We start from the raw sequence: 12,429 nt of genomic DNA, 5'->3' as shown, positions 1-12,429 counted from the left end.
ACTAAACATACCTTAACCATACTTGGCTATCGCTTAAAATTTAAAGAGATAGTTGTTTTTTTGTCCAAACGATAACGTACGCACAGATATAACCACCTAAAGAGAGAGCTAACGGAATAACATCTTTCATGATCAAACTCATTGGATAATATTGCACTCCAATAAGTCCTGCAACTCCAAATAGTACAGAGGTCCAAGCCGCTTGCTTGTACAATGATGTTGCAAAATATGCGATCACAGTTGGCACAAAAAGACAGATAACAGAAACTCGATAACTATTTTCTAAGATATATAAAATATCTCCACTCGTATAAAAAGACGCTGTGAGGGCACTGATTCCAATTAAAAACGAAATAAATCTGGTTGTTGTTAATTTGTGATTTTCAAGCGGTAAAAAGTTGCCAAAGTCCTGCACAACGTTGGAGCTGATGGCACACAAAAGAGAGCTTGCTGTTGAAGTGATTGCTGCCATGATACCACACATTGCAAGCATGAAAACGGTTTTACTTGATATGAAAAAAAGGGCGGCAACAAGAGGGCTTCCACCTTCTGGAATTATGACATGTTTTATTTTAGCCAGTATTCCAAAAAATATTGGAATGATGGAAAAAACTATTAAAAATATACCGGCAAGAAAAGCAGAGATGGTTGCTGTAGCACGTGTTTTAGCAGCAAATAATTTTTGAGCCAAATCTTGTTCGATTAAAGCAAAAAGAGTTGGGATAAAAAGTATTGGCAAAAAGCTCCATAAGTCAGGCTTAACGTCATAGAAATAATCTTGAATGAGAGCAAGCCTTGGCAGATTTGTCATAGTTGATGCTGCAGAGCCTAAAGATAAAAATGAAAATGAAAAAACACCTGAAATGAAAAGTACTTGTGCGACATCAACAATCACAATTGAATGCAGACCACCAAGCATGCTGTAAAAAATAAGAAACATCCAGCAGCTGATCAATACATAAGGGTCTGTAATTTTAAGTCCGAGGAATAATGATTTTGATGCCACAATTTGGGCTAACAAAATACCCCATAAACTTACGACAGAAAGCGCTGAAGCAATCAATTTTAAATAGTATGAGCCATAAATAGTTTCAAAAATTTCGGCAGTCGTGTTGACATTTAAAGCTCGCATGCGCGAAGCCAGACCAAGTCCTAAAATAATAAAACCAAGGCTCATGCCTATGGAATAGAGCAGTCCCCAAAAACCAACGTGATATGCTCGGTACGCAGTTCCCAGGATCATGCCGCTGCCAAGCTGGCTTGCGATGAGAGCAAAAGTTAACTTGATAACGCCAAGGTTTCTATCAGCTAAAAAATAGTTTTGAAGAGTTCTAACGCCACGCGCAGACCATATGCCTAAAGCAAGATAAAAAAGAGCTAGGCCAATCAGGATAGAAAAAAATAAATTTTGATCAATAATCATATTCATTACTTTTGGTTAATAGGTTTTAATAATTAAATTTTTTAGAGCTTAAGCAACGCTTCAATGTCTAAATCATCATACATTTCAATAATGTGATCTGCATGAGCAATCGCATTGCGATCGAGACCAGTATTGATGCCAATGCAAAACATACCAGCAGCTTTTGCCGCAGTAATTCCATGAGCTGAATCTTCGATAGCAAGGCAATCTTTTGGATCTATGTTGAGCTGTGCTGCTGCATGAAGATAAATATCAGGAAATGGTTTGTACATTCTATTGACGATGTCGATTGAATAAATATGATGCTTAAAAAATTGATCGAGAGGTACATGTTTTAAAATTCTATCAACAGATCGTTGATTAGCATTTGTTGCAATTGCTGTTTTGAGACCTAAAGTTTGCAATTTATTATGAAAGCGATCAAAGCCTTCGATAAGCTGTGCTTCTTTTGAAAATCTTCCAAATGCGAGACGTTCTTTTTCAGCTATAAGTTCTTCGATTGATTCTTTAGTGTTAAAGGTTTCTTTGATGAAAGCGCATGTCGCATACAAAGAAGCTCCTTTCATCATGGGCATAACAATTTGGCATTCTTTGTCGCTTAAATTCCCTTTGGCTTTCAGTAGTTGCTTCGTTGTTTCTTCCCACACACTTTCTGTGGTTATAATGGTGCCATCCATATCAAAAATCATTGCTTTATATTTCACTTCTAATCCTTTCTTGTTACGTCTAAGTCTTGCTCAGATATTTCGCATCAAATTGGTAATTTGTGTTACTGTACAATGGGTATAGATCATAGTACAATTATGATAAGAAATAGATTATCATAAAAATAAGTAAAGCTTTATGAAAAAAAATCTAAAAATTTTTCCAGTCTTTTTTTTAACTCTTTGTGCTCGACTTGTACCATTTAATTGGATTATCGGATCAGTTCACGCAACCTTTTCTTTGTCCTCCATGGTTGCTCCGGTTATCGCTCAACATTATGGTCTAAGTTGGGTATCTTTATTTTTTCTATCGACAAGTATATTTTCAACAGCATCACTTTTATTGTTTTTAGTTCATAGAACACCACTTTTTTTTGCAAGCAGAGCCTTTCAAAAGCGTGAGGTTATAACGTCAATAGTTGTGCCAGCGATAAGCATGATTCTGTTTGTAGGTCATGACGTTGGACGAGTTGCATGGTGTTACAGCTTGTACTGGCTAATTCCCATGGCTCTTTATTTTTTGAAAGACTCGAAATACAGTCGTGCTTTGAGCGCATCATTTGTTGCTCATGGCGTTGGTTCGGTTGTTTGGTTGTACACCCATGCCATACCTGCACCGATTTGGATTGGTTTAATACCGGTTGTTTTGTGTGAACGATTGCTGATTGCAGGCGGAATCGTTACTTTTGACAGCGCTGTGACTTGCTTTAAACAATTTAATTTTAAAAATTGGTTTACGATTTCTCGATTGCAGGGTGAAGTATGATTTCTCATCTTGGTTTGATTATGGATGGAAATCGTCGCTGGGCAAAAAAACAAGGGATGTTTCCTTGGTTAGGGCATAGACAGGGTGCAAAAACTATTGAAATGGTTATCAACTACTGTATTGAGCAAAAAATTTCTTATCTTTCTTTGTACACTTTTTCTCTTGAAAATTTTAAACGGTCGCAAACTGAAATTTCATATCTTTTTGCTTTGATTGACGAGTCGCAATCACGCATTGAAGAATTTGTAAAATTGGGAGTTAGGGTTAGGTTTGTTGGAGATATTTCCTCTTTGCCTGATCAAACGAAAAACGTTTGTTTAAAAATAGAAGCTGCAACACAAGCATGCACAGTCCTGCAATGTAATTTTTTGATGTGTTATGGCGGACAGCAAGAGATTTTAGCTGCTGTGCAACGGTTGATACAAGACAAGGTAGAAACTGTAACGATTGATAATTTTAAAAAATATTTATGGCTTGGTGATATTCCAGATCCTGAAGTTATTATTCGGACTGGCGGAGTGCGTCGCTTAAGTAACTTTTTATCGTTTCAGTCAGCATATGCAGAAATTAATTTTTTAGATTGTTTATGGCCAGATTTGACCAAGGAACTATTGCATCAAACTCTTGAGCAAGCGGTTCAAGCAAAGAAAAACTTCGGATCTTAATTTACTTCTAATTGAATAATTGCATTTTCTTGCAAGCTCATGATAGAGCCAGCTAGTGGCTTTTGAGAAACAATAATTAAATCTTGTTTGTATGGCGATGATAGTTTTTGATTTTTATGAAAAACTTGAACGTTTAAATTGTGATTTTTCAAAAATTCTACAACCTGCAGCAGATCTTTTGAAACCAAGTCAGGCATAATATATTTATTGGTCTTGTCTTGAGCGGTATAAGCAATAATTTTTTTATCAACAATTGGCTGGCCTGATTGTGGAATTTGTCCAATGCAGCTTCCCTTTGGAGCGTTGCATTGTAGCCCATACGTCTTAAGCTTTACATTAGTTTCTTTTTTTATGAGCTCTATTGTTTCTTGCGATTTTCCTAAAAACTCGGGAGCAAGTGCTGATTGGGGTAATTTTGTAATCACTACAAAAATTGATTGGTGCGATTTTATTAAGCGACCAGGGGATGGCTTTTGACTAATAATTGTCCCCGGGGTTGCTCCTGGACAATCTTTTTCAGCGATAAGCTGAATAGTAATGTGATACGGAGACGTTTGCTCAACAGCTTGGTGAAGTGATAATCCAATGAGCTGGGGAGTGTTGTATGTTTTATTGCCAATGAGCAGGTTGCATAACACGTAGCCTAGAAAAAAGCATATGAACGGAGCGAGAGGCAGGAGATATTTTTGAAATTGACTGAAATGCTGTAAAAATTTCATCTAACGATCTTTTCTTAAAGAGAGTGATATAAAAAAACATGGCAGACAATAAGCCGGATTCTGTGCTGCAAATTGCTTTGCAGTGGCAACCATTTATCTATGCGACATACCCGTAAGTACGGTATCAAGCGACCTGCTTACATACTTTGTCTTGCTCCTGGTGGGGTTTGCCTATACTAATGCATTACTACATTAATCCGTGTGCTCTTACCACACATTTTCACCCTTACTCTCAATCTTTCAATTGAAAGCGGTTATTTTCTGTGGCACTTTCCGTAAATTATTTCTAACTTCCCTTAGTTAAACTTGGGGGTTTTTCAACCCTTTGGGTCTCCTAAGGCACCATGCTTGAAGGGAGTCCGGACTTTCCTCTCGTAAGTAAACTTACAAGCGATTGCCTAGTCTGCCAATTCTTTTATATTTTTGAGTTATTAGTAGTGTAGCACAAGAGATGTCGAAATCAAAGGGGTTACCTATCTGTTAAAGTCAAAAATATCGATTCAATAAATCGTTTGCTAAGGGGCTGTTTTTTTATACTTTGTCTGTTTTCTTGACAAAGGGGTCCTCTTTGATAATATGGCTACGATCAAGACCCAGAGAGTAAATTCAAAGAAATTTCTAATAGTTTTTTAAAAGGAAACACATGAAAAAATTAGTACTTTTAGTTTCACTTGTAGCAATGAGCTCAGCAGTTTTGCCTTCTGAAGCGAAACCATCAAGATTTGCATTGCCTTCTTGCCCAGCTTTCATCAAAAATGCACCATCTAGCTTAGACGCAGTAATCAGAAACAATCCATACTACGCTATGGTTTTTGCAGCAGTTGCTGCTGTTGTTGCAACTAAAGCAGTAGATGCTTACATTGCAAACCAAGAATTAGACGAAGAATACGATTTCTAAATCATATTGAAAAATTGAATTAAAAAAGCCGTAAGAAATTACGGCTTTTTTGTTTTATAAGGACAAAAACTTTTTTCATGCTGGATCCCCGATCAAGTCGGGGATGACGAGTGGTAATTGAGGCTTTTTTGTTGGCTTGCCTCGGCGAAGCTGGAAGCGAAGCCTGGGTCTTTAATCGTGAAATGGCTGATTTGCAATGCGCCATATAGCGACAAATATGCAGCAATTTACGATCGTTGCCCAAAGTAGGGCAAGTGGATGCAGTGGGTATTTTAAAAATATAAAAAATATAACCATGTAAAAAAGTTCATATGAAAAAATAAGAAAGCATGGGCCAGCGACTTTATTGTACAAATCTTTTTTTGTTTTAAGCAGGAACCATGACAAAGGAATTAAAAAAATGAAGGTTAATCCTGCCATGCCCGTGTACATAAAAGTTAGGCAGTCAAGGAAAAACAACAAAGCAGCAAGGGTTACTATGGAAGCATTGGTAAACAATATGTATGCGTAAGCGATAAGCAGTGGTTGCACGATAGGGCTGTGCTCAAAGCGCAAAAGACACAATTGCAGACAAAAAAGGGTAATGAGTGCGAGTGATTTAATAAAAATTTTAAAATAAAGTTTCATTTAATAAAATCTTTTCTAGCAGCCATAATTTCGAAATCAAATAAATATATGTTATAGTAAAACATATTTATCTTAAATTTAAAAATATTGCTATTCATGCGTACTTTTCTTTCAAAAATAATTTTCACATTATTCTTTTTAGCTGTTTTCTTTTTGGGATTCGGCTGTTTTTTTCTCCATAATCATACGGTTGATTTTTCTGCGTTGCAACAAGATATGCGGGGTAAACCTTCTATTCTTTTGGATGAGCAGGGACATGAGTGGGGACGGTTTCAATCTGATAAGCGGAAATATGTTTTACTCGAAACAATGCCTGAGCATTTGATACAAGCTTTCTTGGTTACTGAAGATAGAGACTTTTTCCAACATCCTGGAATTTCATTTCGCGGAATTTTACGTTCAATTCTTGTAAATTTATATCGAGGAAAAAAAGTACAGGGTGCAAGCACCATTACCCAGCAGCTCGTAAAGTTGCTTTTTTTTCACTCAGATAAGACTTTTAGCAGAAAAATTAAAGAACAACTTTATGCTATTTTGGTTGAACGTCAATGGAGCAAAGAACAGATTTTAGAAGCGTATTTAAATAATGTTTATTTTGGTTATGGAATTTATGGAGTGCAGGCAGCAGCACAACGATTTTGGGATAAAAATATTGCCGATGTAACGATAGAGCAAGCTGCAACACTTGCAAGTATCATGCGTTCGCCACGGTTTTATTCACCAATACATGCACCAACTGCAGTAACCAAACGCCGCAATATGATTTTGCGCATGATGCAAGATTTTAAAATGATCAATGCGGGCCAATACCAACAATCGATTGCTCAAGATTTAAACGTAAAAGATCCAGAAAGCAATGTCATTGCTCCGCATTTAAAAGAAACTATACGAATATTTCTTGAAGATTTAGTTGGTAAAGAAATGCTTTATAGTGGTGGGCTCACTATTGCAACAACGCTCAATATCGAAATGCAGAAATCGTGTCAAAAAGCATTTACTAACCACATACAATTTTTAAAGCAGACTCTGCATAAAGATGTTGATGGAGGACTTGTTTCAATTGACTCTGCAACAGGAGAAATACGAACAATGATCGGTGGTTTTGACTTTCAACAATCGAAATTTAATCGTGCAATGCAGGCACATCGACAAATGGGGTCTGTGTTCAAAGTGTTTGTGTACGGGGCAGCGCTTGAAAAAGGGTTACATTTTTCTGATGTTGAGATTGATGAACCGATTGAGTTGATGCAGGCAGCGACACTTTGGCGTCCTCAAAATCATGACAAAAAATTTCGTGGTTCTATGACCAGGGCCTATGCATTATCTCATTCCAACAATACGGTAACAGTTAAAACGTTGCTGCAGACTGGCGTCTCAAACGTTATTGATCTTGCAAAAAGGTGTCATATTACTGCTCCTATGCCACCGTATCCGTCGCTAGCTTTAGGGTGTGTTGATGTAACGGTCATGGAAGTGGTTGGATCTTTTAACGTGATGGTCAATCATGGAAAATATGTGCAGCCACATTTTTTACGTTGGGTGAAAAACAGTATGGGCAAAAAAATATATAAAAGCTCAGTGGTAAAACAGCAAGTTTTGGATCCTAAGGTTGCGTCTCAGGTTGCTCGAGTATTGACGTTTGGTATCGAGCGGTTAAAAAAAGTCATGGGGGTAAAGTGGTTTGGCGGACAAGCTCTGGGTAAATCTGGAACGATCAATGATTCACGAACCTGTTGGTTTTGTGGAGCAACGCCAGAATTAACAACGGCAATTTATACTGGCTGTGATGATAACCAATCGCTGGGACAAAATATATACGGTTCGAAAACAGCTTTTCCTATTTGGTTCCGATTCCATGATGGGGTTGAGGCAAGCAGAGATGAACAAAAGAAAATTGAAAAAAAGAAAACAGAATTCTATTATGATCCTGGACTTCATGAAGTTGCAATCGATTGGAAAACTGGACAATGGACTACCGATAAAAACAATCCTGACGTAGTTTTGTTGTTAGAGTAGACTTGAATTAGGAAATTCTTAATGATTTATAAAATCCTCACCCCGTCGTTCGTCCCGAGTGATTTCGAAGAAATTGTATCGAGGGATAAGGTAAAAGAGAATTGAAGCAAGAAAAAATTTTGATTTTCATATATCCCTCGATACATTTTGCTAAGGCAAAACACTCGGGACGAACGACGGTGGGATGAAAGCTTCTGTAGGTTTGGTTAGGACAAGCAGATTTGTTTTCAATTTATTTTCTGATTGAGCTAGAGTAAAAATTAAAAAAAGGAAAAGTATGTATAATAAGCGATCTCTTGTCTTCTCTCTCTGTTTTATACCATGTATGCTGCGCGCTGAAAGCTTTGTAGATACGTTTAAGGGTATTGGAAGTGCCATAGAAAACTTTCCTCTGTTTAAGGCTTCTATGTGGGAAGGAATGGGTAAAGCTTTTGGAGCGCCACCAACGGGTTATGTGTATAGTTTTTCGGTGTACAATGATTCACCATTGCCTGTGTACATCGGCATGCAAAGACTGGTTTCAATCATGGGTGGTACTTTTCCTAGAGCGCAAGGATGGAGTTGGGTTCCAAGCAAAGAGGGCATTGCTCCATTTGGTATCTATAAAACGCCTGCACCTGTAGATTATTATTTCGAACTTTTTATTAAATCTTCTAATTCTGAACCTTCAAATCATATGCCCTATCAGATGTCTTCTGATGTTTTGTACTTGCAAGACGCAATTCAATTACAAGAAAAAAATTCAACCACCATGAATTATTTCCGTACGTACATGGGTAAAGAGTTACAGGGTGGGAAATATGTTCATGCGTTGAAAGCAGAATATTTGGGTGGATATACTCCACAAGCTGCAGGATCTAAAACTGATCCAGGAGTGAAATTAAGCTCAAATCTTTCATCGTTAACGCTACGAAATAGTACCGATCAAGATTATTATGTTGGTTACATCAATCAAGCCAATGCAACAACCATGACTTCTACGACGTGTCAATTTTTTGCTCTTGTTGCAAAAGACTCATTTGCTCTTTACAATGCGGCTCCTGAGTCGTCACTTATCCCTGGAACCATAGGACTTTTTGACGTTACAACAAAGCAATTATTAAAAACGTATAATTTGCCCGTACAGATCTTTGATGGAAAGACCTATGTCTTAGAAATGTATCAAGATGCTGGTGGACCACTCAGTATGGATATGCAGGGAATAATGCCCGGAAATTATGATGTAGCAATGGGGCGAGTTTGTGACATTACGCCAATATCGTGCGTATTTTGGTTTCAATCTATAACGCAAATGTTAAAGCAGCAAAAAGGTCTTACAGCATCAAACTACCTAGACCTGCCGGGAAAAGTATGGATAGTTTCACTTCTTACGCCTTCGACAACAAATACCGATCAAAATATTTTAGGTAACGTTGCAGTTGGTTCTGCAGGGCAATTTATCATTACTCGTCCAGAAGTAGAAAAAAAACTACAGCTTTATTTTATTTACGTAGATGAAACAGATGACGTAAAAGCTCAAGCATTTGTTCAGAGTTTTTTAAATGGTATCATTGGCTCAGATATGACTGCCGCGTATCAACAGCAATCAGTAAAACAAATGCAGTATGCAAATCAAGCAGTTCAAGCAGCTACAAAAGGATCGACGGCAAAAACTCCTCAAGCTTCCAATCTTCTGCTACAGCAAGCTACCGCAGGAGCTTTAAAGCTAAATCAAGGTCAGATTAAAGATCCAGTGTCAGGCGTAACAGGATATTTACTAGGTGGCGATGTCTTTTTACCGCAGGGAGTTGGATCAACAGCGAATTACTATCAGCTTAATCCATCACTTCAAAATGCAGAAAATCTTCCAAACGTTGCAGTTTCAAATTTGTATGCATCTACGCTGAGTGGTACTGCTCCTGTTGGTATGCCAGCACCAATTGCAGCATTGACAACGAACACAACGTCAGTTGTTGCACCTGCATCAACTACTGCGATACCTGCAGCAAGTGCTTCGAAAAAAACATCGAATGGGTTTAAGAAGAAAGCGAGCAAGTAAAATCAAAAAAGTTTTTTCAGTTGTTCGCACAAAACTTCAGGCGTAAAATCAGCTTGTTTGATAATTTTAAACTGTTCTGGATTCTCTATCTGAAGCTCTAAGACGTTTTTAATCTGATGATTTGTGTTAGCAGTTTCATGAGGTACAGTGATGCAGTTTTTTCCAAAAAATTTAATTTCAAAGAGCGTTCCAGCTCCTGCTCGTGAAATAATTAAATCGGCAAGATTATAAAAATCCTGTAATTTTTCATGGTACCCAAACACTTGGCTAGGTATTTTATGCTCACGGTACAATGCAGCGTAATCAAACGGATCGCTCTGACCAGTTTGATGAATGATCTGAACTTTACCGGCAAGTTCTGGATATTTTTGAATAGTTTCTTTCATGACATCGTTGAGGAGTATCGAACCTTGCGAACCACCCAAAATTAAAATAGTTTTGCGGTCTGGTGAAAAGCTGTACTGTTCAAGTAATGCGAGGCGGTCAAAAACTTTATCGTTCGCTGTGAAGCGAATTGGATAGTCAAAATGAATGCAGGTATTTTTGGGAAAATATTTTTTGGTTGAGTCAAAGCAGGTGTACACGCTTTGTGTAAACTTGGCTAAAAATACTGTTGCTTTTCCCGGCTCAACGTTGAGTTCATATATTTCAAACGGTATACCTAAACATTTTGCAGCCATGCATACGGGGATGGAAATGAATCCTCCAAAGCTAATAACTTTTTGTGGTTTTAGTTTTGCTAGTTTGTAAAAACTTTTGCAGAAGTACCAACCAGTTTTTATAGCAAAGAATGGAAGCAACCAAGGTTGCTGGTAGGGTGGATTGTCCAGCGTTGTTGGAATGTAATGTTGCAAATTTTTATGTTTGTCGATGATTGTTTTATCCAGGTCGCCACCAGATGAAAAAATATACAGTTGAGCCGTTGGATGCTCAGCTTTTATCTGTGCGGCTTTGGTGATGCATGGTAAAAGATGTCCGCCTGATTTTCCAGCAACAAAGCAAATAGTCATGGCGGCATTTAAGAGAATCGGTGACATGTTTGTAAAAACCCCTGTAAAGCCTGAGATAGTTCTGGATCTTTTATACAGCATAAAGCTTGTTGTTCTTTGGCTGTAAGTATTTTTTGTTTATGTTGCAATGGCGCTACAGGTTCTTTTTTTTGCGAGCCTGCTGCGTGCTGTGAAACATATTTAAATCGAATAAGCTCTATGCGCGGTGTGTCTAAAGTTTTATTAATTTTATCTTTAATGAGTTCGGATAAAAGATTCAATTCTTGCATCCAACATGAATCTGTTACGCCAAGAGTGATTGAATTATTGTAAATTTTGCAAATCGAAACTTTGCTGGCCAGCGAACCCATGATGGTGTTCCATTGGCTCATGATCTGCAGCTTCCACTGCTTTTCATGGTTAAGCGCTTGCATAAATTTTGGTAAAAAACTCTTTATATGATTCATTTTTTTCTCGAACCTCGGCATAGCTGAAAGCGAATCCGGGTACATTTTTCTTACTTTTTAAATCGAACTTATTTTTGTTTAGTATATGAAGTTTTAGAAAAATATTCATGGTTTTTTATAAAAATAGAAAATTAGCTGAATTTGAAGCGTTTATATTAGCGATATCGAGTGCAAACATTATTTAGAATTCTACTTGTCTGCTTGTATCTAAAGATTTGGTCGAAGAAATTAATAAAAAATCCTTCTGGTATTGCTTTTTGAGGATTCGAATTAGTATACTCATGGGTAAATGGAGGGGTTTTCAATGGAAAAGAAAAATTTTCTTAAGACGCTGGTTATAGTTTCAAGTTTTTTATTATCATCAACTGGTCTGCTTTCAGAGCTAGATCACGTTTGTGCATACAGCAATGAGTCTGTAGTTAAATTCAGAGATAAGGCTGATAAATTCTGCGAGATTGATAATTTTACGGGTAAGTCAAAAGTTCTTTTTGATTGGCCGGTGGATTTATGTGAGTTTTGGGTTAGTTCTTTGTTTGGACCACGTAAGCATAAGGGTGTCGTAAAGAATCACGGCGGAGTTGATTTGGCATCGGTTAAAGGTACGCAGGTTAAAGCTTCTGCTCGTGGAATTGTTAAGCGGGTAGAAGAAAATGTTCCTGGATATGGTAATGTTATAGAAGTTCAGCATAAGGGTGGATTTCTAACTCGATATGCTCATTTGCATAAAATGCATGCTTGCTATGGTGACACTGTTCGCAAGGGTGAGGTTATCGGGTTGGTTGGTTCAACGGGAAACGTTCGCGGTAAAGATCCTTCGCATCTTCATTTTGAAATCGTTAAAGACGGAAAACGTCTTGATCCTTTGATCTATTTATACTGTTCTGAGATTGAATTTCAAAAATAACGAATGTTTGGTAAACTAAGGTTATAAAGTATATTTCTCAGTTTACCAATTAGGGTCAGATGAAAAAAGTTTGGATAGCTCCTGGCTGTATCACATGTGGACGATGTGAATTTATAGCTCCTGAAGTCTTTGAAGTGCTTGATGTTGCCTATGTCAAAAAGGGTGCTGATTTGAGTAAGAATGAAAAAGATATTCAAGAGGCAGTCCGTACTT

12 protein-coding genes and 1 other RNA gene are annotated in these 12,429 nt (G+C 37.5%); 6 read left to right on the top strand and 7 right to left on the bottom strand.

The genetic code is table 11. The annotated features are described in order from the left end of the window. Window positions 1–40 precede the first annotated feature (40 nt). On the bottom strand, window positions 41–1,423 hold the full coding sequence (locus tag WC747_02655; GenBank protein ID MFA5998890.1) for a hypothetical protein: 1,383 nt from the start codon (window positions 1,421–1,423) through the stop codon (window positions 41–43). 41 nt (window positions 1,424–1,464) lie between these two features. Next, window positions 1,465–2,127, bottom strand: coding sequence for an HAD family phosphatase (locus WC747_02650; protein MFA5998889.1), 663 nt, complete (start codon window positions 2,125–2,127; stop codon window positions 1,465–1,467). A gap of 139 nt (window positions 2,128–2,266) precedes the next feature. Here WC747_02650 and WC747_02645 point away from each other — a divergent pair, with 139 nt between their 5' ends. Next, complete coding sequence (locus tag WC747_02645; protein ID MFA5998888.1) at window positions 2,267–2,893, top strand: hypothetical protein; 627 nt, start codon at window positions 2,267–2,269, stop codon at window positions 2,891–2,893. Further along, the gene (gene uppS / locus WC747_02640) at window positions 2,890–3,558 is read left to right on the top strand and encodes a polyprenyl diphosphate synthase (GenBank protein ID MFA5998887.1); all 669 of its coding nucleotides are present in this window, start codon (window positions 2,890–2,892) and stop codon (window positions 3,556–3,558) included. The genes WC747_02645 and uppS overlap by 4 nt, the downstream gene beginning before the upstream one ends. On the opposite strand, the gene WC747_02635 is transcribed toward uppS, so the two are convergent. Then, window positions 3,555–4,277: a PASTA domain-containing protein gene (locus tag WC747_02635; protein ID MFA5998886.1), complete on the bottom strand. Its 723-nt coding sequence runs from the start codon at window positions 4,275–4,277 to the stop codon at window positions 3,555–3,557. The genes uppS and WC747_02635 overlap by 4 nt on opposite strands. Window positions 4,278–4,311: 34 nt before the next feature. After that, an RNA gene (gene rnpB / locus WC747_02630) (RNase P RNA component class A) lies at window positions 4,312–4,687 on the bottom strand. 233 nt (window positions 4,688–4,920) lie between these two features. Here rnpB and WC747_02625 point away from each other — a divergent pair. Then, complete coding sequence (locus WC747_02625; GenBank protein ID MFA5998885.1) at window positions 4,921–5,175, top strand: hypothetical protein; 255 nt, start codon at window positions 4,921–4,923, stop codon at window positions 5,173–5,175. A gap of 171 nt (window positions 5,176–5,346) precedes the next feature. Here the strand turns inward: WC747_02625 and WC747_02620 are convergent, their stop codons facing one another. Continuing rightward, complete coding sequence (locus tag WC747_02620; protein MFA5998884.1) at window positions 5,347–5,802, bottom strand: hypothetical protein; 456 nt, start codon at window positions 5,800–5,802, stop codon at window positions 5,347–5,349. A 96-nt stretch (window positions 5,803–5,898) separates the two neighbouring features. Here WC747_02620 and WC747_02615 point away from each other — a divergent pair, with 96 nt between their 5' ends. Further along, on the top strand, window positions 5,899–7,818 hold the full coding sequence (locus WC747_02615) for a PBP1A family penicillin-binding protein (protein MFA5998883.1): 1,920 nt from the start codon (window positions 5,899–5,901) through the stop codon (window positions 7,816–7,818). A gap of 277 nt (window positions 7,819–8,095) precedes the next feature. Continuing rightward, window positions 8,096–9,856: a hypothetical protein gene (locus WC747_02610; protein MFA5998882.1), complete on the top strand. Its 1,761-nt coding sequence runs from the start codon at window positions 8,096–8,098 to the stop codon at window positions 9,854–9,856. Between the two features lie 2 nt (window positions 9,857–9,858). Here WC747_02610 and WC747_02605 read toward each other — a convergent pair whose 3' ends face one another. After that, complete coding sequence (locus tag WC747_02605) at window positions 9,859–10,893, bottom strand: UDP-N-acetylglucosamine--N-acetylmuramyl-(pentapeptide) pyrophosphoryl-undecaprenol N-acetylglucosamine transferase (GenBank protein ID MFA5998881.1); 1,035 nt, start codon at window positions 10,891–10,893, stop codon at window positions 9,859–9,861. Continuing rightward, on the bottom strand, window positions 10,875–11,312 hold the full coding sequence (locus WC747_02600) for a DciA family protein (GenBank protein ID MFA5998880.1): 438 nt from the start codon (window positions 11,310–11,312) through the stop codon (window positions 10,875–10,877). Before WC747_02600 ends, WC747_02605 begins: the two co-directional genes overlap by 19 nt. 304 nt (window positions 11,313–11,616) lie before the next feature. On the opposite strand from WC747_02600, the gene WC747_02595 reads away from it, so the two are divergent. Beyond that, a complete protein-coding gene (locus tag WC747_02595; protein ID MFA5998879.1) occupies window positions 11,617–12,216 on the top strand; it encodes a M23 family metallopeptidase in 600 nt (199 codons plus the stop codon). Window positions 12,217–12,429 lie beyond the last annotated feature (213 nt).

This window comes from Candidatus Babeliales bacterium (assembly GCA_041660205.1).
Lineage (GTDB): Bacteria > Babelota > Babeliae > Babelales > Chromulinivoraceae > JACPFN01.
The sequence above is the reverse complement of the archived record's forward strand: the minus strand, read 5'-3'. Positions and strand labels throughout refer to the sequence as shown.

Excerpts from the sequence above, each read along its gene's own strand:
- WC747_02645 (MFA5998888.1), top strand. The coding sequence starts at position 2,267 with ATGAAAAAAAATCTAAAAATTTTTCCAGTCTTTTTTTTAACTCTTTGT.
- WC747_02610 (MFA5998882.1), top strand. The coding sequence starts at position 8,096 with ATGTATAATAAGCGATCTCTTGTCTTCTCTCTCTGTTTTATACCATGT.
- WC747_02655 (MFA5998890.1), bottom strand. The coding sequence starts at position 1,423 with ATGATTATTGATCAAAATTTATTTTTTTCTATCCTGATTGGCCTAGCT.
- WC747_02595 (MFA5998879.1), top strand. The coding sequence starts at position 11,617 with ATGGAAAAGAAAAATTTTCTTAAGACGCTGGTTATAGTTTCAAGTTTT.
- WC747_02635 (MFA5998886.1), bottom strand. The coding sequence starts at position 4,277 with ATGAAATTTTTACAGCATTTCAGTCAATTTCAAAAATATCTCCTGCCT.
- uppS (MFA5998887.1), top strand. The coding sequence starts at position 2,890 with ATGATTTCTCATCTTGGTTTGATTATGGATGGAAATCGTCGCTGGGCA.
- WC747_02625 (MFA5998885.1), top strand. The coding sequence starts at position 4,921 with ATGAAAAAATTAGTACTTTTAGTTTCACTTGTAGCAATGAGCTCAGCA.
- WC747_02600 (MFA5998880.1), bottom strand. The coding sequence starts at position 11,312 with ATGAATCATATAAAGAGTTTTTTACCAAAATTTATGCAAGCGCTTAAC.
- WC747_02615 (MFA5998883.1), top strand. The coding sequence starts at position 5,899 with ATGCGTACTTTTCTTTCAAAAATAATTTTCACATTATTCTTTTTAGCT.
- WC747_02620 (MFA5998884.1), bottom strand. The coding sequence starts at position 5,802 with ATGAAACTTTATTTTAAAATTTTTATTAAATCACTCGCACTCATTACC.
- WC747_02605 (MFA5998881.1), bottom strand. The coding sequence starts at position 10,893 with ATGTCACCGATTCTCTTAAATGCCGCCATGACTATTTGCTTTGTTGCT.